The organism is Mycobacterium sp. E3251 (genome assembly GCF_001666835.1).
GTDB lineage: Bacteria > Actinomycetota > Actinomycetes > Mycobacteriales > Mycobacteriaceae > Mycobacterium.
Genome location: NZ_LZJF01000123.1, coordinates 1 through 20240 on the forward strand (window position 1 = coordinate 1; position 20240 = coordinate 20240).

Annotated in this window: 18 protein-coding genes and 1 pseudogene; 8 read left to right on the forward strand and 11 right to left on the reverse strand. The window is 67.5% G+C overall.

Annotated features, from left to right (window positions below):
• Positions 1-398, forward strand: a pseudogene (locus tag A5697_RS15355) (hypothetical protein); the annotation flags it as partial.
• Positions 399-530: 132 nt separating this feature from the next.
• Complete coding sequence (locus tag A5697_RS15360) at positions 531-2165, forward strand: LGFP repeat-containing protein (protein ID WP_197501017.1); 1635 nt, start codon at positions 531-533, stop codon at positions 2163-2165.
• 13 nt (positions 2166-2178) lie between these two features.
• On the opposite strand, the gene A5697_RS15365 is transcribed toward A5697_RS15360, so the two are convergent.
• From A5697_RS15365 to A5697_RS15380, 4 genes are read right to left on the reverse strand one after another with little or no spacing between them, the layout of a single operon-like run.
• A complete protein-coding gene (locus tag A5697_RS15365; protein WP_067950241.1) occupies positions 2179-2994 on the reverse strand; it encodes a Cof-type HAD-IIB family hydrolase in 816 nt (271 codons plus the stop codon).
• A 34-nt stretch (positions 2995-3028) separates the two neighbouring features.
• Positions 3029-3814: a 1-acyl-sn-glycerol-3-phosphate acyltransferase gene (locus A5697_RS15370; protein WP_067950240.1), complete on the reverse strand. Its 786-nt coding sequence runs from the start codon at positions 3812-3814 to the stop codon at positions 3029-3031.
• A 14-nt stretch (positions 3815-3828) separates the two neighbouring features.
• The gene (locus A5697_RS15375) at positions 3829-4584 is read right to left on the reverse strand and encodes a 1-acyl-sn-glycerol-3-phosphate acyltransferase (protein WP_067950236.1); all 756 of its coding nucleotides are present in this window, start codon (positions 4582-4584) and stop codon (positions 3829-3831) included.
• A 6-nt stretch (positions 4585-4590) separates the two neighbouring features.
• Positions 4591-5358, reverse strand: coding sequence for a 1-acyl-sn-glycerol-3-phosphate acyltransferase (locus A5697_RS15380; protein ID WP_067950235.1), 768 nt, complete (start codon positions 5356-5358; stop codon positions 4591-4593).
• Between the two features lie 157 nt (positions 5359-5515).
• Here A5697_RS15380 and A5697_RS15385 point away from each other — a divergent pair, with 157 nt between their 5' ends.
• Both A5697_RS15385 and A5697_RS15390 read left to right on the forward strand, forming a co-directional pair.
• Positions 5516-7066 (forward strand): MBL fold metallo-hydrolase, encoded by a 1551-nt coding sequence (locus A5697_RS15385; RefSeq protein WP_067950234.1) that lies wholly within the window; start codon positions 5516-5518, stop codon positions 7064-7066.
• On the forward strand, positions 7063-7407 hold the full coding sequence (locus A5697_RS15390) for a hypothetical protein (RefSeq protein ID WP_068011314.1): 345 nt from the start codon (positions 7063-7065) through the stop codon (positions 7405-7407). The genes A5697_RS15385 and A5697_RS15390 overlap by 4 nt, the downstream gene beginning before the upstream one ends.
• On the opposite strand, the gene A5697_RS15395 is transcribed toward A5697_RS15390, so the two are convergent.
• On the reverse strand, positions 7390-8820 hold the full coding sequence (locus tag A5697_RS15395; RefSeq protein ID WP_068011315.1) for a condensation domain-containing protein: 1431 nt from the start codon (positions 8818-8820) through the stop codon (positions 7390-7392). The genes A5697_RS15390 and A5697_RS15395 overlap by 18 nt on opposite strands.
• A 429-nt stretch (positions 8821-9249) precedes the next feature.
• On the opposite strand from A5697_RS15395, the gene A5697_RS15400 reads away from it, so the two are divergent.
• Positions 9250-9978, forward strand: coding sequence for a GAP family protein (locus A5697_RS15400; RefSeq protein WP_068011316.1), 729 nt, complete (start codon positions 9250-9252; stop codon positions 9976-9978).
• Positions 9979-10017: 39 nt separating this feature from the next.
• Complete coding sequence (locus A5697_RS15405; protein ID WP_068011317.1) at positions 10018-11103, forward strand: PE-PPE domain-containing protein; 1086 nt, start codon at positions 10018-10020, stop codon at positions 11101-11103.
• 6 nt (positions 11104-11109) lie between these two features.
• On the opposite strand, the gene A5697_RS15410 is transcribed toward A5697_RS15405, so the two are convergent.
• The 4 genes from A5697_RS15410 to A5697_RS15425 form a co-directional block, all read right to left on the reverse strand.
• Positions 11110-14316 (reverse strand): RND family transporter, encoded by a 3207-nt coding sequence (locus tag A5697_RS15410; RefSeq protein WP_082953413.1) that lies wholly within the window; start codon positions 14314-14316, stop codon positions 11110-11112.
• A gap of 16 nt (positions 14317-14332) precedes the next feature.
• A complete protein-coding gene (locus A5697_RS15415; protein WP_068011318.1) occupies positions 14333-15781 on the reverse strand; it encodes a condensation domain-containing protein in 1449 nt (482 codons plus the stop codon).
• Positions 15782-15938: 157 nt separating this feature from the next.
• Complete coding sequence (locus tag A5697_RS15420) at positions 15939-17501, reverse strand: NAD(P)/FAD-dependent oxidoreductase (RefSeq protein WP_068011319.1); 1563 nt, start codon at positions 17499-17501, stop codon at positions 15939-15941.
• A gap of 46 nt (positions 17502-17547) precedes the next feature.
• Complete coding sequence (locus tag A5697_RS15425) at positions 17548-18171, reverse strand: TetR/AcrR family transcriptional regulator (RefSeq protein WP_067950220.1); 624 nt, start codon at positions 18169-18171, stop codon at positions 17548-17550.
• 69 nt (positions 18172-18240) lie between these two features.
• On the opposite strand from A5697_RS15425, the gene A5697_RS15430 reads away from it, so the two are divergent.
• On the forward strand, positions 18241-18726 hold the full coding sequence (locus A5697_RS15430; protein ID WP_068011320.1) for a DUF2834 domain-containing protein: 486 nt from the start codon (positions 18241-18243) through the stop codon (positions 18724-18726).
• Here A5697_RS15430 and A5697_RS15435 read toward each other — a convergent pair.
• Positions 18723-18992, reverse strand: a complete 270-nt coding sequence (locus tag A5697_RS15435) for a helix-turn-helix domain-containing protein (protein ID WP_067950216.1) — start codon at positions 18990-18992, stop codon at positions 18723-18725. The genes A5697_RS15430 and A5697_RS15435 overlap by 4 nt on opposite strands.
• A 151-nt stretch (positions 18993-19143) precedes the next feature.
• Between A5697_RS15435 and A5697_RS15440 the strand changes: the two genes are divergently transcribed.
• Positions 19144-19659 (forward strand): carboxymuconolactone decarboxylase family protein, encoded by a 516-nt coding sequence (locus A5697_RS15440; protein ID WP_197501018.1) that lies wholly within the window; start codon positions 19144-19146, stop codon positions 19657-19659.
• Here the strand turns inward: A5697_RS15440 and A5697_RS15445 are convergent.
• Entirely contained in the window at positions 19646-20215 is a 570-nt protein-coding gene (locus tag A5697_RS15445; protein ID WP_067950243.1) for a class I SAM-dependent methyltransferase, read from the reverse strand. The genes A5697_RS15440 and A5697_RS15445 overlap by 14 nt on opposite strands.
• Positions 20216-20240 lie beyond the last annotated feature (25 nt).

Consider the following 20240-nt stretch of genomic DNA (forward strand, 5'->3'; position numbering starts at 1 on the left):
TCGGCAACGGATCACCGCTCGGTGGCGGTGGCACCGGCCTCGGCGGCGGTGGCGGCAGCAGCAGTGGCGGCGGCGGCCTGGTCAACGACGTGATGCAGGCGGCCAACCAGCTCGGTGCAGGCCAGGCCATCGACCTGCTCAAAGGCCTGGTAATGCCGGCGATCACGCAGGGCATGCAGCACGGCGCCGCGGGTGCCCTCCCGGGTGCCGCGGGTGCCCTCCCGGGTGCCGCCGGCGCCCTGCCGGGTGCCGCTGGCGCCCTGCCGGCCGCAGCCGGTGCCCTGCCGGGTGCCGCTGGCGCCCTGCCCGGTGCAGCCGGCGCCCTGCCGGCCGCCGCGGGCGCTGCCGGTGCGTTGCCGGCAGCCGCGGCCGCTGCGCCGGTCCTGCCCCCCGTCTAGAACTCAGGCGAACCCTTCAACCAGACGGCACCGCAGATTCTTCTGCGGTGCCGTCGATTTTCGTGCAGATTCACACCGCCGCAGTTCGTGTCGTCTCATCATTAACATTAGAAACACAAGTAACATCGCCTGGTGTCTCCTAGTCGCGGGCCGACGACGTTGCTCACCGCCATCGCGGCGACCGTCGTCATCGTGTCCTGGGTGGCGGACACGACGCGCGACCGCGGCACGGCCGGCACACCGCCGGCCCGCGGCACCCAGCTCGCCGAACAGCCGCTGGTCGGGCTGGGCGGCGGCGTCACGGTTCGCGAGATCGGGCAGAACACCCCGTTTTCCCTCGTCGCGCTCACCGGCGACCTGGCCGGCACGTCGACCCGGGTGCGAGCGAAGCGTCCCGACGGTTCGTGGGGACCCTGGTACCAGACCGAGTACGAGACGGCGGCGCCCGACGGCGTGACAACCGCCGGGTCACTCGAAGGACCGCGCGGGACCGACCCGGTGTTCGTCGGCACCACCACGACCGTCCAGATCGCCGTCACCCGCCCGATCGACGCGCCGGTGACCCAAGCGCCGCCCGCGCCGCCCAACGAGACCGGCCTCGGCTACAAGCCGGCGTCCCGGGAACAACCGTTCGGGCAGAACATCTCAGCCGTCCTGATCTCGCCGCCACAAGCGCCGGTGGAGACGCAGTGGACACCGCCGTCGGGGGTCTTGATGCCCGGCCAGGCACCGGCCATCATCAGCCGGGCCCAGTGGGGCGCCGACGAGTCGCTGCGTTGCGGTAGTCCTCAGTACGACAACGGGATTCGCGCCGGGGTGGTGCACCACACCGCGGGCAGCAACGACTACTCCCCGCTGGAATCGGCCGGGATCGTCAAGGCCATCTACACCTATCACAGCAAGACCCTGGGGTGGTGCGACATCGCCTACAACGCCCTGGTCGACAAGTACGGCCAGGTGTTCGAGGGCAGCGCCGGGGGGCTCACCAAAGCGGTCGAGGCGTTTCACACCGGGGGGTTCAACCGCAACACCTGGGGTGTGGCGATGATCGGCAATTTCGACGACGTGCCGCCGACGCCGATCCAGCTGCGCACCCTGGGCCGGCTGCTGGGCTGGCGGCTGGGCTTGGACGGCGTTGACCCCAAGGGCACGGTCGCATTGGAGTCGGCGGGTAGCCACTACACCACCTTCCCGGCAGGTTCCGTCGCGACGCTGCCCACGATCTTCACCCACCGCGACGTCGGCAACACCGACTGCCCGGGCAACGCCGCTTACGCACTCATGGACGAAGTACGCGACATCGCTTCGCATTTCAACGATCCGCCGGAGGAATTGATCAAGGCCCTGCAGGGCGGCGCGATCTACGAGCACTGGCAGGCCATCGGCGGCATGAACAGCGCGCTGGGCGCGCCGACCTCACCGGAGGACAGCGCGGAGGGCGACGCCCGGTACGTCACGTTCGCCCGGGGCGCGATGTACTGGTCGCCCGAAACCGGCCCCCAGCCGATCACCGGCGCGATCTACGACGCCTGGGCGTCGCTGAGCTACGAACGCGGTCCGCTCGGCTTGCCCACCAGCGCCGAAATCCAAGAGCCGCTAAGGATTACGCAGAACTTCCAGCACGGAACCCTGAACTACGACCGACTGACCGGCAACGTCACCGAGGTCGCCGAGGGAATCACGACGCCGCTGTCGACGGAGTCCCCGAGCGGTCCGACCGTGGCGCCCGAACACTTCTCGCTGCCGGCGCACCCGTCCGCCACTTAGCCGAAGAGCCTTCTCAGAGCCACCAGCGTTCCAGCACGCGGCCCACCCCGTCCTCATTGTTGCCGGTGGTGACCTCGTCGGCCGCGCTCAGCACGTCGGGATGGGCGTTGCCCATCGCCACGCCATGACCGGCCCAGCGCAGCATCGGTAGGTCGTTGGGCATGTCGCCGAACGCCACCACCTCTTCGCTGGCGATCTGTAGGGGCCTGGCGATCTCGTCCACCCCGGTGGCCTTGCTGGTGCCCAGCGGCACGATTTCCACCAGTCCATTGTTGGTGGAGTAGGTGATGTCGCCCTCGATGCCGACATGCTTGGCCAGCGCGGCGGCCATATCGGCGCTGCGGGCGCCGCTTCGGCGGATGAGCAGCTTGATTGCCGGGGCGCTGAGCAGATCCTCGATCGACACCTCGGTGTTGTCCGGGTTCAGCCAGGCATGTTCGTAGCCGGGCGAGCTGATGAACTGCGGGGTCGCCGTGTCGTGTGCGCGTTCGCCGATTCGCTCGACGGCCAGGCCGGCCCCCGGAATGACGCGGGTCGCGAGCTCCGCCAGCTCGGCCAGTGTGTCCACGGGCAGCGTGCGCGTCGACAGCACCCGGTCGGCCGCCGGATCGTAGATGACGGCACCGTTGGCGCACACCGCGATCGGCGCGAAGCCGAGCGCGTCGACGACCGGGCGTATCCAGCGCGGCGGGCGGCCGGTCGCCACGACGAACGTCGCGCCGGCGGCGACGGCGGCACGCACGGCGTCGCGGGTGCGCGCAGTGATGGTTTCGTTGTCGTCGAACAGGGTGCCGTCGACGTCACAGGCGATGAGCGCCGGCAAGGTCATCTGACGGTTCCGCGTTCGCAGGTCGCCGGTCTGATCAATGCACTCCGCTCTGGTCCTGTCCCGGTCGGGTGACGCCGTCGGTGCCGTATTTCTGCATCCGCGCCTGCAATTCCGACAGTCGGATCGCCCGGGAATCTTCCTGGGTGGGCGCGGAGCCGCCGAGCCGCCTCGGCACCCAGAACTCGCCCTCCGGGTGCGGGTATTCCTCCTGCACCCGGTACAGCAACTCGTTCATCGCGACGCGCAGCGCGACGTTGAGCTGCTCCGGTGTGCCCTGCGGCGGCAGCGGGCGCCCGGCGGCGACGGTGATCGGAACCTTGTTGCGCCACACCTTCTTTGGATGATCCTTCGGCCAAATCCGATGGGCGCCCCAGACGATCACCGGAACGACCGGCACCTGGGCGTCCAGCGCCATCCGGGCCGCACCGGTCTTGAACTCCCGGAGCTCGAAGCTGCGGCTGATCGTGGCTTCGGGGTGCATCCCGATGAGCTCGCCCTCCCGCAGCCGCTGCACGGCCACCTCGAACGCGTCGTGCCCGGTCCTGCGGTCCACCGGGATCAGCCTGGCGTGGTTGATGACGTAGTTGACCGCCTTCACCTCCGCCATCTCCGCCTTGATCATGAAATACGCGCGCCGTCCGCGCTCACGCACGCCGAGCAGCGTCGGCAGCCAGTCCAGGTAGCTGGTGTGGTTCTGGGCCAGCAGGGCGCCACCCCGCTGGGGAATGTTCTCCAGGCCGCGATAGGTGATCTTGGTCCCCTGCATCGCCACCATCGGCGGGACGATCCACTCGCACAACCGGTAAAAGCCCTCGGGCATCAGTCCTCCTTCGCCTACCGCGACGACGGTCCATCACGACCGGCGGCGCGCGCCGCGGCCTCGTCCGCCTCCATCCGGGCGGCCTCCGCCATGCTCGGTGCCCCACCGCCCAGCCGGCGCGGCGTCCAATACGCCCCCGGTTCGTGCGGATAGCGCTCTTGCACGTGGTGTAGCAGCGCGGTCATCGACTCGCGCAGTGCGGCGTCGGTCCGCGCGATATCTTCGGCCGCCGTGACGGGCGCGCCCACCTGCACTTTAATCGGTACCTTGGTGCGGCCCAGGGTGCGCGGGTGGTCCTTGGTCCAGATCCGGTGCGCACCCCAGACGATGATCGGGATGATCGGAACGTCCGCGTCGATGGCCATGCGAGCGGCACCCGTTTTGAACTCCTTGAGCTCGAAGCTGCGGCTGATGGTGGCCTCCGGATACACGCCGACCAGTTCCCCCTCGCGCAGCCGCTGCACCGCCACCGCGTAGGCCCCGGCCCCCGCACCGCGGTCCACCGGAATGGTCCGGGTGTGCTTGATCAGGAAGTTGACGATCTTCACCTGCTGCATCTCGGCCTTGATCATGAACCTGAGCCGGCGGCGCCGGCGATGCACCGCCAGGGCGGCGGGCAGAAAGTCGACATAGCTGGTGTGGTTGATCGCGACCACGGCGCCACCGGAGTCGGGGATGTTCTCCTCGCCGCCGTAGGAGATCCGGGTGTCGGTGGCCAGAACCGTCAGCCGAGCCAGGATCTCGAGCGTGCGGAAGACCGGTTCCACCATCGATCGCTACTCCGGTGCTCCCGCGGATCCGGCCCGGCGCGCCGCGCGAGCGGCCGCCTCTTCGGCATCCATCCGGGCGGCTTCTGCCAGCGACGGGGCACTGCCGCCCAACCGGCGCGGCACCCAGAACTCACCCGCCGGGTGCGGCCCATACATTTCCTGCGCCCGCTCCAGCAGGTGCTGCATGCGGGAGTGCAGCAGCCCCTTCAATTCCTCGACGCCCAGCGTCGGTTCGATCGGTTCGCCGACGACGACCATGATGGGCACCTTGGGGCGGAACAGCTTCTTGGGGTGCCCCTTGGTCCAGACGCGCTGCGCGCCCCAGACGATCACCGGAACGATGGGCACCCCGGCTTCGACCGCCATCCGCGCGGCACCCGACTTGAATTCCTTGATCTCGAAGCTGCGGCTGATGGTGGCTTCCGGATAGACGCCGACCAGCTCACCGTCCTTGAGGTTCCTGACGGCTTCCTCGTAGGAGGCGGCCCCGTCTTGCCGATTAACGGAGATGTGCCGAAGGCTGCGCATGATCGGCCCGGTGATCTTGTGGTCGAACACCTCCTGCTTGGCCATAAAGCGCACCTTGCGGCCCAGACCCTGCTTATAGGCGGGCAGACCCGCGAACGTGAAGTCGAGGTAGCCGGTGTGGTTGATGGCGATGACCGCACCCCCGCTTTTGGGCAGGTTTTCGACGCCCGTGACCGTGATCTTGAGACCCTGTATGCGCCATATCAAGCGGGCAAGTTGAATGACAGTCCCGTATACCGGTTCCACAGCAGATCAGCCTAGTGCTCCCCGCTGTGAGTCGGCCCCGGAGTCAATCGAAGTGCCGACAAAGAAGAGGCCGCCCCGCGCTAAGCTCGGAGGCTGAAAAAGCCGTTACCCGGCCGCGGGCCGTGCAGGTCCTCGAAGCGGCCCCAGGAAGGTATTTGTGCAGGTCACAAGCGTAGGTCACGCCGGATTTCTGATCGAGACGCCCGCGGGCAGCATCCTTTGCGACCCGTGGGTCAATCCCGCCTACTTCGCGTCCTGGTTTCCGTTTCCCGACAACAGCGGCCTGGACTGGGACCGGCTGGGCGACTGCGACTACCTGTACGTGTCGCACCTGCACAAGGACCACTTCGACGCCAAGAACCTGGCCGAGCACGTCAACAAAGACGCAGTGGTGCTGCTGCCCGACTTCCCGGTGCCGGACCTGCGAAACGCGTTGCAGGAGCTGGGGTTCTACCGGTTCTTCGAGACCAGCAACTCGGTCAAGCACCGGGTCAGCGGCCCGAAGGGCGATCTCGAGGTCATGATCATCGCCCTGCGGGCGCCGGCCGACGGGCCGCTCGGCGACTCGGCGCTGGTGGTTTCCGACGGCGTAACGACGGCCTTCAACATGAACGACGCCCGGCCGGTCGATCTCGACGTACTGAGCTCGGCTTTCGGACACATCGACGTGCACATGCTGCAGTACTCCGGCGCGATCTGGTACCCGATGGTGTACGACATGCCCGCACGCGCCAAGGAGTCGTTCGGGGTCCAGAAGCGGCAGCGGCAGATGGACCGTGCCCGGCAGTACATCGCCCAGGTGGGCGCGACGTGGGTCATCCCGTCGGCCGGGCCGCCGTGCTTTCTGGATCCGGAGTTGCGTCATCTCAACGACGACCAGGGCGATGCGGCCAACATCTTCCCGGACCAGATGGTGTTCCTTGACCAGCTGCGCACTCACGGGAGCGACGGCGGCCTGCTGATGATCCCCGGTTCGACCGCGGACTTCACCGGCACCACCCTGAATGCGCTGAGCCATCCGCTGCCCGACGATCAGGTCGAGGCGATCTTCACCACCGGGAAGCGCGCCTACATCGCCGACTACGCCGAGCGGATGGCGCCGGTCGTGGCCGCCGAGCGCGCGAGCTGGGCGCCCGCCACCGGGGAACCCCTGCTGGAGCAGCTGCGTGCGCTGTTCGAACCGATCATGTCCCAGAGCGACGAGATCTGCGACGGCATCGGCTATCCCGTCGAGCTGGTGATCGGCCCGGAGACGGTCGTGCTGGACTTCCCGAAACGTGCCGTGCGCGAACGCATTCCGGATGAGAAGGTGCGCTACGGTTTCGCCATCGCGCCGGAGTTGGTCCGCACCGTACTGCGGGACCGGGAACCGGACTGGGTGAACACCATCTTCCTGTCCACCCGTTTCCGGGCGTGGCGCGTCGGCGGCTACAACGAATATTTGTACACCTTCTTCAAGTGCCTCACCGACGAACGGATCGCCTACGCCGACGGCTGGTTCGCCGAGACGCACGACGATTCGTCATCGGTCACGCTGGACGGCTGGGAGATTCAGCGCCGCTGCCCACACCTTAAAGCCGACCTGTCGAAATTCGGTGTGGTGGAAGACGATACGTTGACCTGCAACCTGCATGGCTGGCAGTGGCGATTGGAAGACGGGCGGTGCCTGACGGCCCGGGGTCACCAACTGCGAAGTGCGCGAGCATGAACGACAGCCCAGGCCGGTCTTACGACGACGGGTTGGTCCAGCTGGACCGTGCGGCTATCACGCTCCGCCGCTACCACTTCCCTTCCGGAACATCGAAAGTCATTGCGCTGAAATCGATTCGTGGATACAAGGCCGAAGGTCTGGGCCTGCTCACGCATCGCTTCAGGATCTGGGGAAGCTCGGACTTTCGTCGCTGGCTACCGCTGGACGTGAGCCGGCCGTTCAAGTCAACCTTGGTCACCCTGGACGTGCCGGGCATCCGGCCCAGCCCCGCGTTCACGCCCGCGCGACCGGAAGAGTTCACCGCACTCCTGGATGAGCTGCTAGCTCAGCGCGGTTAGCGTCGCGCGCGAGTGCGCAAAAGCCTGGTTGCGCCTGCCGTCGGCGACCCCGACATACGCCGACTTCATCGCTTGGATATAGCTGCCCACCGATTCGCGGGCGACCGGGTTGTCGGGGAATAGCACCGTCACCTTGGTCTCGCGCTGCAGCCGAATCACCCACAGCGAAACCTGATGGGAGACCCGGCCCTCGTCGTAGATCCGAAAGTTCAAGTCGGAGTTGGCAACGGCTGACAGCGGGGCGATGCTGGCGTCCAGGAACGACATCACGAAGTTGCCGGGACGCGGCCTGCCCAGGCCCGCCTCGGGCGGCGCCAACTCCAGCACACGGTCAAACGGCACGGTCGCCAGCTCGATCCCCGAGTCGAAGGACGTCTGCGCGGAACGTGCCGCGTCTTCGAACACCCCCGCGCCGACGCCGACCATGACCGGAACCAGGCCGGTGAACCAGCCCGTCGTCATCAATTCCGTTGGCGTTCTGCGGGTATCGGTGGTGGTCACCACCGAAAACGTCTCGGCGCCGGTCAACGCGCGCTGCGTGAGGCCCGCGCACGCGAAGACACCGCCGCTGAAACGGGCGCCCGCACCGACGCAGGCCCGCTCGAACCGTTCCGTCTGCCGCTCGTCCATCAGCGTCTCGGTGACGAGCTTGCCGGCGTAGGGCACCGTGAGGTCGCCGAGGGGCAACGGGAAGTACGGCAGCGTTCCACCGTTGGCCGCGGCGAACGCGACCCACGCGCGCACCCCGGGGGAGTCCGCCGTCAGCGCGGCCATCTCCTCCCGCTGCCGGACGCAGTAGTCGCCGTACCGGCCGGCCTCCGGGAGTTCGATGGGCGCCTCGCCGCCGACCAGGGCGGCGTACATCAGGTGAATCTCGGTGAACAGGACGCCGACGATCATCGGGTCGACGCACAGGTGGGCGATGCTGGCGTAGAAGGTGAAGTGGCTGCCGCTTTGCACCACCCCGAAGAAGAAACAATCCCACTGCAGCGGCTGCGGGGTCGAGATGTGGTCTCGCAGTTCTTTCGGCGTCAGCCGTCCGTGGTCGACCGGGACGAGTTCGATATCGCCGGGGTCCGCGAGGGTATGGCGCACGATGTGTCGCGCGTCGCGATACTCGAACCAGCTGTGGTAGGTGTCGTGCCGGCGAATGTGTGCGTTGATCGCGTAATTCATGGCGCGGACGTCGCAGCGGCCCGGGATATCCCAGGTGAAGATCATCAAGCGCGACATGTCCAGCCCCCGCGCCGCGTGGTCGCTGTAGCGCCGAAGATGTTGTGTTTGCTGATAACTGGGTGGTACGGGACTGACTGGCGCTTCAGCCGCCCTGGCCTTTGCCGCGGGCGAAGCATGCCAGCAGATGACGGGGCCGGCTTGCGGTGTCCAGTCTTGGAGTGTCGTTATGCCAAACACTGAATGCCCTGCACCTCCGCGCTATTCGGCTCGGCATAGCCCGAGCTGAGCGGCCCGCCAAGCGCTGCTTCAGACGACCTGCCGTCCGCGCTATTGCCACGGAGCCGAGCCCGCCAGTGCGCCCGCAGCTGCCCCGCGGCCAGGCGTGGTCACGCTCTTCCACGAAATCCCTTGGCGGACAACGACAGTGGCGCCGAACCGACAGATCGAGCCGCCGACCTAGGATTTCTCCAGCCGCAAGTGGTGCTGCGGGAATCCTCAGCATAACCGCTTCGGGTAGCGGCCGCTCTGCGAAACTCCGTGGGGGCGTTACGCGCGAATTACGGCTGCTTGAATGGAAGGCGTCCAATTCCGGGCCTGCCCAGGCCGCCGGCTTGGCTGGGCGAGTTTCGGTCCGGGGCGCGGCGCGGTCGGGTACGGTTGCCCAGCATGTGGATCACCGTGCTGATACTGGCCGGCGCAGTGATCTTCGAACCGATACGCGTCGGGCTGGTGATACTGCTGCTCGGCCGTCGGCGCCCGCTTTTACAACTGCTCATGTTCTTGTGCGGTGGCTTCGCCATGGGAGTCGGTGCGGGCCTGATCGTGCTCTTCGTCCTCAGGGCCGCGCCGGTGGTCGGCCACTTCAGCGTGGCCGAGGTCCAGATCGCATCCGGGCTCGTCGCTTTGCTCGTCGCCGTCGCGCTGGCCACCAACGTCGTGCGGCGCAGGATCGCACGCCCCGCGCCGGCGGACGCGGCAGTCGGTGGCAGTGGGGGCGTCGCCCTGCTCGTGGGGACCGCACCGAGCGGTCGCCAGCAGCTTGCCGAACGCGCACGCATCTTCTTGCGAGGCGACTCGCTAACTGTCGCAGCCGCTAGCGGGATGGGGGCTTCGTTGCCGTCCGCGAACTACATGGGCTCGATGGCCGCCATCCTCGCCTCGCACGCCGCACCGGTCGCGCAGGTGCAGGCGCTGGTCGCCTTCAACCTGGTGGCGTTCACGGTGGCCGAGATCCCGCTGATCGGGTTCCTGGCGGCGCCGCAGCGCACGCGCGCCTTCATGGCCGCGCTGCAAACCTGGCTGCGCTCCCGCGGCCACCGCGACATCGCTGTATTGGTGGCGGCCGGGGGCTGCTTCATGCTCGTCCTCGGCCTGATCAACCTCGGTGCGGGGTAGCATCCAGCTATAGTTTTCGATCGGCCGTGAGGGGAGTTTGTGAACAAGCTGCTCGCCGGGGCCATTGCCGTCGGAATGCTCACGTGTGCAACGCCTTTCGATGATGGCGTCGCCGCCGCCGACACCGCTCTGATAGTGCCCGGCACGGCGCCGTCCCCGTACGGGCCGCTGAGGTCGCTGTATCACTTCAACCCCGCGATGCAGCCCCAGATCGACGAGAACTATTACAGCCCCGGGGCCGTCAGGCGCGTGGTGCCCTATCCGGGCAGCTTCTGGCCGGTCACCGGCCTGAACTCACCGACAGTCAACAGCTCCGTGAACACCGGGGCGAACAACCTCGACGCCGCGATCCGGACCACGGACGGGCCGATCTCGGTGGCCGGGCTGTCTCAGGGCTCGCTGGCGCTCGACCGCGAGCAAGCGCGCCTGGCGCACGATCCCACCGCGCCGCCGCCGGGCCAGCTCACCTTCATCAAGGCCGGTGACCCCAACAACCTGCTCTACCAGGCGTTCGGTCCCGGGACGCACGTGCCGATCATCGACTACACCGTCCCGGCCCCGGTGGAAAGCCAGTACGACACGATCAACATCGTCGGCCAGTATGACCCCTTCTCCGACCCGCCCAACCATCCCGGCAATCTGCTGGCCGACCTGAATGCCATTGCCGCCGGCGGATATTACGGCCACAGTGCGACGGCCTTCTCTGATCCGTCCCGCGTCGCGCCCTGGGACATCAAGAGGACGACGAACAGCCTGGGCGGCACCTCGACGACGTATTTCATCCGGAACCCCGAGCTGCCGCTGGCCCGGGCACTAGTCGACGGGGCGGGCATGCCGGCCGAGGCGGTCGGGCCGATTGACGCTGTGCTGCGCCCTCTGGTCGACAGGGCGTACGACCCGGGGCCGGCGCACAACCCCGTCCAAATGATCAATGGCATCGTCCACATACCTACGGCCATCTCCGCCGCCTCCTGGTCCGTCCGTGGCGCCGGCGCCGCCGTCAACCTGGCCACCAACTCGCTGGGGCTCGCCAACCTGGCCCGAAACCTCGGCCCGGGTCCACGACTCGGCAGAGGCGGCGTGTTGCCGAAAGTCGTTCGCGCGGTGGTCAAAGCCAAGAAGTGACAGCGGCTAGAGCCTCAGGCCGTCGCGCGGAGAAAAGCCGATCAGTTGCTCGGCCGTGCGCGTCGGCACCTTCTCTTCGTCCGGCAGCAGCCGCTTGCGTTTGACCGGGCCGCGATGCCGCCGCAGCGGCCACCGAGTGACGGAAACCAAACCGGGCGGCCACCACCAATTCGCCCGACCGACCAGCACGGCGATGGCAGGCACCGTCACGGTGCGCAGCAGGAACGTGTCCAGGAGCAGTCCCGTCCCCAGAACGAAGCCGCTCTGAATCACCGTGGACAGACTGGCGAATACCAAGCCGTACATCGACGCGGCCATGATCAGGCCCGCCGCGGTGATCACCCCGCCGGTTGAGGACACGGTCCGGATCACGCCGGAACGCAGTCCCCGCGCGGATTCGTCCCGCAGTCGAGAGATGAGCAGCATGTTGTAGTCGGCACCCACCGCGACCAGGATGACGAACGTCAATCCGGGTACGCTCCAATGCATTTCTTCGCCCAGGATGAACTGAAACGTGATGACGCCGATGCCCAGCGCCGACATGTACGAGACGATCACCGTGCCGATCAGGTACAGCGGCGCGATGACCGCGCGCAGCAATGCGATCAGAATCAGCAGCACCACGCAGGTGGTCATCGCGATGATGAATCGCAGGTCGTGGTCGTAGTAGTCGCGCGTCTCCTTCAGCACGACGGGTAGCCCCACCACCGATACCTTGGCGTCGGCCAGCGACGTATTCGGTTGGGCGCCCTGCGCGGCCGCCCTGATCGCGTCGACCTGGTCCATCGCCGCGGTGCTGAACGGATTGAGGTCGGTCTGGATCAGGTACCGCATCGAGTGGCCGTCGGGCGAAACGAACGCCCCGGCAAGCCTTTTCAGTTGCTCGGCCGTCATCCCGCCCAGCAGATCCTGCGCCCCGCCCGGCAATGCCGCTGGCTTGCCGCCCTCACCGGTGGCATACGACAACGCTTGCGGGGGAATGTAGAACCCGGCCATCGCCGGCGTCGTGGCCTCCTTCTTCATGGAAAGCAGGAACGCGGACGCCTCGCCCAACCCGAAGCCCATCTTCTTGACCTGGTCCACCAATTGCTGCACACCGTCGGCCAATTGCCGGCTGCCGTCCGCGAGGGTGTTGGTCCCCTGCTGCAAGAAGGTGATCTTGGCCCGCATGCCGCCCGGGCTACCCATCCCCAGGGAACCCATCGCGCCGACGACGGTGGACAACGCCCGGCGCAACCCGGAAACCGTTGCCGCGAGGGTCTGCACGGCCTGCGTCGCCCGCAGCTGGCGGGCCAGCTCCGATATCTTGCCCAGCGTTCCGTCGTCGCGGGCCGTCACCAGCCGCTGCAGTTCCCCGCGCGCATTGACACAGGCGGGCTCGGCACTGCACATCGGGCTGTTGTCGAGCGCCCCCAGCACGGGGTTGGCCCAATCGGAGTTCTCGGCAACGAAGTTCGCGTTCGCGCCGATGGCGTCGCCAAGCGAGCGCATGCCGTTGACGAGCCGCTCGGCGCCCTCGAGTTCGGCCAGCGCCCGATTCCCGCCGAAGATATTTTGCAGGGTCGCGAGCGCGTCGACGAGACCGCCCACGGCGGACACCGCCTGGTTGACCTGGGTCCGTACGTCGCCGAGCTTGCCCGCCATTTGGTTGGCGCCGCCCGCCAGCCGATCGAGATCGCCGGTATGGTCGACGATTTGCCGGGAACCCGCGCCCAGTTTGTCGCCGACTTCGCCCGCCTGCCAGGAAGTCGTGGCTTGCTCCAGCGACTGCCCGGTGGGCCGGGTGATGCCTCTGACCATCGCGACGCCCCGCACTTGACTGACCCGCCGCGCCATCTGCTCGAGATCGGCGAGGGCCTTCGCCGTGCGCAGGTCCTGCGGCGAGGAGATGAACAGGTACTCGGGGATGATCAAATTGGTCGAGAAGTGCTTGTCCAGTGCGGCATAGCCGACCGAACTCTCGACGTTGCCCGGCAGCGCCTTGCGATCGTCGTAGTTGTAGCGGGCCAGGCCCGCGCACCCGGCCAGAATCACCAGTACCAGCGCGCTGGCCAGCAGGTGAGTTTTGGGCCGGCGCACGATGTTGACGCCCGAACGCCGCCAGAAGCGGCGGCTGAGATCGCCGCGCGGCGCGACCCAGTTGCGGCGCCCGGCGAGCACGAGCAGGGCCGGCAGCAGCGTGATCGCGGCGAAGAAAACGACGGCCACCGACATGCCCAGCACCGGTCCGACGGTCCGCAGGATGCCCAATTGGGTGAAGATCATCCCGAGGAACGTGACCGCCACGGTGGCGGCTGACGCCGCGATCACCTTGCCGATGGACGCCAACGCCCAGATCACCGCCCGATCCGAGTCCATCCCCCGGCGCACGTAGTCGTGGTATCGGCTGATCAGAAAGACCGCGTAATCCGTTCCGGCGCCGACCATCATCCCGCTCATGAAGATGACGGTCTGGTTGGCGATGCCCAGCCCGGCCAGTCCTACCAGCGCCACCAACCGCTGGGCCACCACCGCGGACATGCCGATCGTCAGCAGCGGCAGCAGCATCGTGACGGGGTTCCGGTAGATGACCAGAAGAATGACGAACAGCAGCACGATGATCGCGAGCTCGATCCGCGTCCTGTCGCGCTGGCCGGTGAGGTTCAGGTCGGCGACGGTAGACGCGGGCCCGGTGAGGTTGGCCGTCAGAGTGGATCCCGCCACGGCCTGTTTCACGATGCCGGCCACGCGGTTGTACGCCCGTTTGGACTGCGGCGAGCCAAGGTCGCCCGGCAGCCCGATGGGCAGCAGCCAGGCGCGGTGATCCTTACTGGTCATCAGCTCACGCAGCGGCGGTGTCGTAACGAAGTCCTGCACCATCGCCACGTCTCGGGTGTCCGGGCGCAGGGCTTCGACCAGTTTCCGGTAGGTGCCTTCGTCGGCCGGGCTCAACCCGCCGCCATCGCTGAGCACCACCACCGCGATGCTCTGCAACCCGGCTTCACCGAACGCGGCGTTCATTTCGCGGGTCGCGGCCAGCACCGGCGCGTCGGACGGCAGGATGGCCACCGGGTGTTGCTGCGAGATCTCTTCCAGCGACGGCGCGGTCAGCACGAGAACTCCCGCGAGCGCGAGCCAGGCGCCGATCACCAGCCATGGCCTTCGCGCGATCAGCCGCCCGAGCCGGGGGAAGCCACCCGCCGGGTCATCCTGGCCAGTCTTCGCTAATGGCATCGGAACCGCATTCTTTTCAGCGTTTGTGCGCCGCCTGCCGGTAGAGGTCGGCAACGTTGCGTGCACGCTCCGCCGCCCCGCCGTCGGCGATGCGGACGCACGCGGATTTTAAGGCACCCAGGTATCGGGTGACGGAATTTCGGGCGGCGGGGTGGTCGGGAAACAACACGCTCGCCGCCGTCTCGTCGAACCGCCCGACCATCGTGCTCAACGGGTAGGTGACCCTGCCGTCGCTGTGCGCACCGACGCTCAGGCCGTCGAACAACTGGGTCATCACCGACAGCGGGCTGGCCTGGGCGTCAAAGAAATTCACCAGGGCGAAAAGGGGTGGGGGCCTGCGCAACGACGGTGCCAATTCCACGACCCGCTCGAACGGCACCAGCGCCAGGTCCGCACCCGAATCGAAGGAGGCCTGGGCGCTTCGCGCGGCGTCGTCGAAGGACGACCCGCTGACGGGGACGGTGACCGGTATGTGGCCGGTGAACCAGCCCTGCGTCGCGAAGTCGGCCTGGGTGCTGCGGGTGTCTTTCGGAGTGATGGCGAAATACGTTTCCGCACCGGTCAACTCGTGGATCGCCAGGGCAAGACAGGCGAACATGCCGCCGACGAAGCGGGCGCCGGCGGCGACGCACGCGGTTTCGAATCGATGCGTTTGCTTCTCGTCCAGCAGGGTCACGCCCAGCAGGTCGCCGTCATACGCCACCGCATCATCGCCCAGGGGCAGCGGGAACGCCGGGAACGTCCCGTCATTGAGCTCGGCAAAGTCGATCCAGGCCCGTACCTCCGGGGAGTCGACGGTCAGCGCCGAGGTATACGCACGCTGCCGCACGCAGTAGTCGGCATAGCTGCCGGCCGGTGGCAGCTCGACCGGTGGATTACCCCCGATCAGCTCGGCGTACATCGCCTGGAACTCCATGAGTCCCATCGCAACGAACTGCCCGTCGGCGTGCAGGTGGTCGATGCTGGCGTAGAAGGTGAAGCGGTCCGCGCGCTGAATCACCCCGAAGCTGAAGCAATCCCACTGCAGCGAGTCGGGGGTGGCCACGATGTGGTCCCGCAGCTGGGCGCCGGTCAGCTCGCCGTGTCCGGTCGGGACGAAGTCGATGTCGACCGCGTCGTCGATGGTGTGCCGCACGATGCGGTCGGCGTCGAGGTACTCGAACCAGCTGCGGTAGGTGTCGTGCCGGCGAAGGTGCGCGTTGATGACGTAGGTCATGGCGCGCAGATCGCACCGGCCCAGCACCTCCACGGAAGCGATCAGCAGCCGAGAATGGTCGAGGCCGCGCGCGGCCTGTTCACGCAGGCTTCGAAGGTGCCGCGCCTGAACGTAACTGGGCGGCACGGCGCTCGCCGGCGCCTCGAGGGCCTTGGCGCGGGTATCGGGCGACGGATGCCAGGAGAACAACGCGCCGGGAGCCGGGGCCCATTCGTTGACCGTCGAGACGTCCAAGGGCCCGATCCGCACCGCTACCTCCCGCACCGAGCACCGACGGCGGTGCTTCTGAGGGCAGCTGACTGCTCATTCGGGAGATCCGCCAAACACCGGTGGTGCTGAGGTTCGTGGGTAGCGTAGCCCGCGTCGCAGCGGGCCGCTTGGTTCGACCTGCCGCCCGCTCGAATCCCTATGTAGCGCGCTCGGCGAGCGCCCGCCGGGCGGCGTTGTAGCCGGGAATGAACGTGATGCCGGGTCCGCCGTGGCAGCCCGCGCTGCCCAGGTACAGGCCCTCGATCGGGATCGGCTGCCCCCGAAAGCCCTTCGGGCCGGGCCGGTTCGGCCCGATCTGGTTCGGGTTGAGCAGACCGTGGCAGTAGTCGCCGCCGGGGGCACCGAACATCACGCCCATGTGCTTGGGCGTGAAGGTGGTGTGCCTGATGATGCTGCGCTCGAAGTTCGGCGCCAGCCGGGTGATCTTGTCGATCACCCGCTGGCCCATTTCGACCTTCGCGTCGCCGTAGTCGGCGCCGCCCTCGATCGGGAACCACAAGGCGAACGCCGAGGCGGCGTGTTTGCCCGCGGGTGCCAGGTCCGGGTCGTTCTGCGTGGGTATCTGCAACACCACCGTCGGGTCGGCCGGGACGATGCCGCGCCGGCAGTCCTCCCACTGCTGCTGCACTTCCTCCGGCGTGCAGAACAGGCCGATGGACGCCTGCATGGCCGGGTCGTTGAGCGCCTCGTAGGGCGCGGCGAATTCCGGCGCCTCCTCGAGCGCGAAGTGCATCTGCAGGTAACTGCCGCGGTGATCGGTTCGGGCATATCGCTCCCGGATGTCGCCGGGCAGCAGGCCCGGGTCGATCAGGTCGTTCAGGGTGGTGTCGGGCGCGATGCCGGACACGACGATCGGGGCGGTCAACGTCTCGCCGCCCTCGGTGCGCACCCCACTCACCCGCCCGTCCTCGACGAGGATCTCGGTCACCTTGCTGCGCAGCCGGACCTCACCGCCGTGGCTTTCAAGCAGTTCACTCAGGTGCGAGGTGAGCGCCCCGATGCCGCCTTGCAGCTTCTTCATCTGCATCGTGTCACCGTCGGGGACGCCCAACCCGAAGGCCAGCGCCGCCGCGCTGCCCGGCGTGGCGGGCCCGCGATAAAGGGTGTTGACGGCGAGCACGGTCATCGAGCCGCGCAGCGCACCGTGCTTCTCCCGGTCGGGAAGGTAGCGGTCCAGCACGTCGGTGACCGAACCGAACAGCATGTCGTCAATCGCCGACCGTTCGAATTCGTTTGTCGCGCAGGCATACATCTCGTCGTAGGTCTTGGGCTCCGTTCCGGCTTCGAAGCGGCCGAGCGCCCGGGTGGGCGCCTGGCTCCACGCCATCAGCCCCGCCATCCCGTTGACGGCGTCCGCCCCGTGCACCTCGTTGAGGTGGGTGAACAGCTTGATGGGGTCGCTGTACTGGATCAGCGGATCGTCGCCGACGCCGCGCACCGCCACCGACATCACGTCAAGGTCGATCGTCGGCAGGGTGTCCAGGCCGAGTTCGTCGACCACCACCTTCGAGGTGGGAAACTGCACCGAGCCCGCGATCTCGAACCGGTAACCGTCGAAAAGCTCCACCGTGGATGCCATTCCGCCGGCGTACAGCTTGGAATCCAGGCACACCGTGCGCAATCTCGCCTTCTGCAGCAGCACCGCCGCCGCCAGGCCGTTGTGCCCGGCACCGATAACTATCGCGTCGTAATCAGACATATGACCTCCCGCACAGCAGGCTGGCATGCGGCCAAAGTTTTGTCAATTATGACGAAACTGTGGTCACCCAGGTACCGGAGATGCCCTCCCGCAGCGATTCCAGCGCGACATGCGACATCCGCGCCAGCTCCCCGAGGGATCGCTCCTCGCCGACCATCCAGGCTTCCATCGCGCCGAATACCGCGGCGGCGATGCAACGGGCGGTCACGGTGATCCGTAGCCGCGCGTCGGGCTTCCGTTGCGCCTCGCAGCTACGCCTTTCCAGTTGCGCCTCGATGGCGTCGGCGAGGTCGGCCTGGACGTCGCGGATGTGGCGATGGATGCGGTCCTGGTCCAGCTCACCGCCGCGCATTGCGGCGATTTTCGCCACGGCCTCAACGTCATAGGGGAACGCGAAGACGGCCGACTGAACGGAATCGATAACCGGTTCGTCGGCGGGTCTGGCGTCCAGCGCCGCGCGAAACCAGTTCAGTCCGGTGTAGTCGGCAAACAGCAGATCGTGTTTGGAGCCGAAGTGGCGATAGAAGGTGCGCAGCGAGACTCCGGCGTCGGCGGCGATCTGTTCGGCCGAGGTGTCCTCGACCCCCTGGGCCAGGAAGCGCACCATGGCGGCCTGGCGCAACGCCTCACGGGTGCGTTCGCTGCGCGCCGTCTGCGCCGGCCTGACCATGCAAGTAAGGTACCCCACCAGCTTTTGTCAGTATTGACAAAACTTTGGGAGCCGGGTCAGACTGCGGCCATGGTCTCGCTTCTTGTGCATGCAGTTCTCGGGCTCAGCGTCATCGGCTGGATCGTCGCCGCCAACCCGAAGGTCTTCGCCCGCCCGGCCGGCGGACCGTTGTTCTCCCCGCTGGAATGCGTGTATTACGTCGTCGGGATCGCTTCGGTCGCCTTGGGCTGGTACTTCAACGTCACCTACGTGCAGGAGTACTCGCACGGATCCACCAACCCGCTCTGGGGCGAGCACGGGAGCTGGGCCGAATACATCAGGCTGATGTTCACCAATCCGGCCGCGGACTCCGCGAGCCAGGACTACACGATCGCGAATGTGGTTCTGCTGCCGCTGTTTACGATCGTGGACGGCTATCGCCGCGGGCTCAAGCACCCGTGGCTGTACTTCGTCTCCAGCCTGTTCACCAGCTTCGCGTTCGCGTTCGCCTTCTACTTCGCCACCATCGAGCGGCAACGCCGGCACGAGCAGGCCCGCCAAACGGTGGACGCCTAGCTTCCCTCCGCCCAGCGGCGGGCCCACCGGTCCAGCGGATCGAGGGCCTCGCCCAGCGACAGGCCGGTCGCGCTGAGCTCGTAACACTGGTCGGCGCGCTGGACCACCAGGCCCGCATCCGTCAGTTCGCCGAGCCGGTCATACAAAACGCTGGGCGACATGCCGTCGCAGCGCTCCCGCAAGGCCCGCGCCCCCAGCGGCCCGTCGCGAAGCTCCCACAGGATCCGCAACGACCAGCGCCGCCCGAGCAGATCGAGGGCCGCCATCAGCGGGCGCCCCGTTGTCGACCCCCGCACCGGCCGCCCCGGGCGAGCCGCCGATTGACGTTTCGGATTTCGTAACGTAGCTTTCTTGTCCATGGTTACGGAAATAGTAACGCCTCGCATCGGCGCCCTCGAACCGCCGTACGAGGACGCCGTGGCGGCACAACTTCAGAAGATGATGCCGCCGAACGTGCCGCCGATCGCCCTGTTTCGCACCCTGGTGCGCAACATGCCCATGACCGAGGCCATGACGCTCTGGGGCGGCTACGAGCTGAGCCGCTCGTTGTCGCTGTCCCTGCGTGATCGTGAGATCGTGATCGACCGCACCTGCGCTCGCTGCGGCTGTGAGTACGAATGGGGCGTGCACGTCGCGTTTTTCGCCGAGAAGGCGCGCCTCCACCGTGAGCAGGTCCGCTCCTTGACCCATGGCGGCGCCGACGATTCCTGCTGGACGGCCGAACGAGACCGCCTCCTCGTGCGGGCCGTAGACGCGCTCTGCGACCGTCGCGACATCGACGACGCGCTGTGGACGGCGCTGCGCGGCGAGTTCGACGAACGCGAGATTCTCGACCTCACGATGCTGTGCGGGTGGTACCACGCGATCAGCTTCACCGCACGTGCCGCCCGAGTGCCGCTCGAGCCCGGCAGCCCCACCTTCAGGTCGGTTTGACGGCGCGCCACCGTTGCCGCCCCCCGGACGGATCGACCTGCACGCCCGCGAAGCCCGCGTTGAGCAGCCGCGCGCCCAGATCCTTCGGCGCGATCGGGTTGTAGGTGTCGGCGACGTGGAGCAGCCGGAAGGTCAGGGACGGGACGCCGTCGCAGCCGGCGAAGGTCCCGCCCGGTTGCAGCACCCGGAACGCCTCGGTGAAAAGCCGGTCCTGCAATTCGGTGCTTGGAACGTGGTGCAACATCGTGAAACACACCACCGAGCTGAAGTGGTCGGCGGGCAGCCCCGTGGCGGTGCCGTCGCCGTGGATGATGCGGGCCCGGTCGCCGTAGCGGCGCCGCAAACGCTCGGCCATCGCGGCATCGACCTCGACGGCGGTGAGCGAGTTGGCCCTGTCCAGCAGGGCGCGCGTCGTCGCTCCGTACCCCGGGCCGATTTCCAAAGTGCGGGAACCCAATTCGACGCCGTCCAGCGCCCACGGCAGCAGCTGGTCGGCCACCGCCTTCTCCCAGCCCGCCGAGCTGCACCGCCGCCGGTGTAAGAGATTCATCGCCATGACGGCCACGCTAGGCGGACGCGGG

Bases quoted from the DNA above. Each gene is read 5' to 3' on its own strand.
- A5697_RS15365 (WP_067950241.1), bottom strand. From the start codon at position 2,994: ATGACCTTGCCGGCGCTCATCGCCTGTGACGTCGACGGCACCCTGTTC.
- A5697_RS15370 (WP_067950240.1), bottom strand. From the start codon at position 3,814: ATGCCCGAGGGCTTTTACCGGTTGTGCGAGTGGATCGTCCCGCCGATG.
- A5697_RS15375 (WP_067950236.1), bottom strand. From the start codon at position 4,584: ATGGTGGAACCGGTCTTCCGCACGCTCGAGATCCTGGCTCGGCTGACG.
- A5697_RS15390 (WP_068011314.1), top strand. From the start codon at position 7,063: ATGAACGACAGCCCAGGCCGGTCTTACGACGACGGGTTGGTCCAGCTG.
- A5697_RS15400 (WP_068011316.1), top strand. From the start codon at position 9,250: ATGTGGATCACCGTGCTGATACTGGCCGGCGCAGTGATCTTCGAACCG.
- A5697_RS15410 (WP_082953413.1), bottom strand. From the start codon at position 14,316: ATGCCATTAGCGAAGACTGGCCAGGATGACCCGGCGGGTGGCTTCCCC.
- A5697_RS15420 (WP_068011319.1), bottom strand. From the start codon at position 17,501: ATGTCTGATTACGACGCGATAGTTATCGGTGCCGGGCACAACGGCCTG.
- A5697_RS15425 (WP_067950220.1), bottom strand. From the start codon at position 18,171: ATGGTCAGGCCGGCGCAGACGGCGCGCAGCGAACGCACCCGTGAGGCG.
- A5697_RS15430 (WP_068011320.1), top strand. From the start codon at position 18,241: ATGGTCTCGCTTCTTGTGCATGCAGTTCTCGGGCTCAGCGTCATCGGC.
- A5697_RS15435 (WP_067950216.1), bottom strand. From the start codon at position 18,992: ATGGCGGCCCTCGATCTGCTCGGGCGGCGCTGGTCGTTGCGGATCCTG.
- A5697_RS15445 (WP_067950243.1), bottom strand. From the start codon at position 20,215: ATGGCGATGAATCTCTTACACCGGCGGCGGTGCAGCTCGGCGGGCTGG.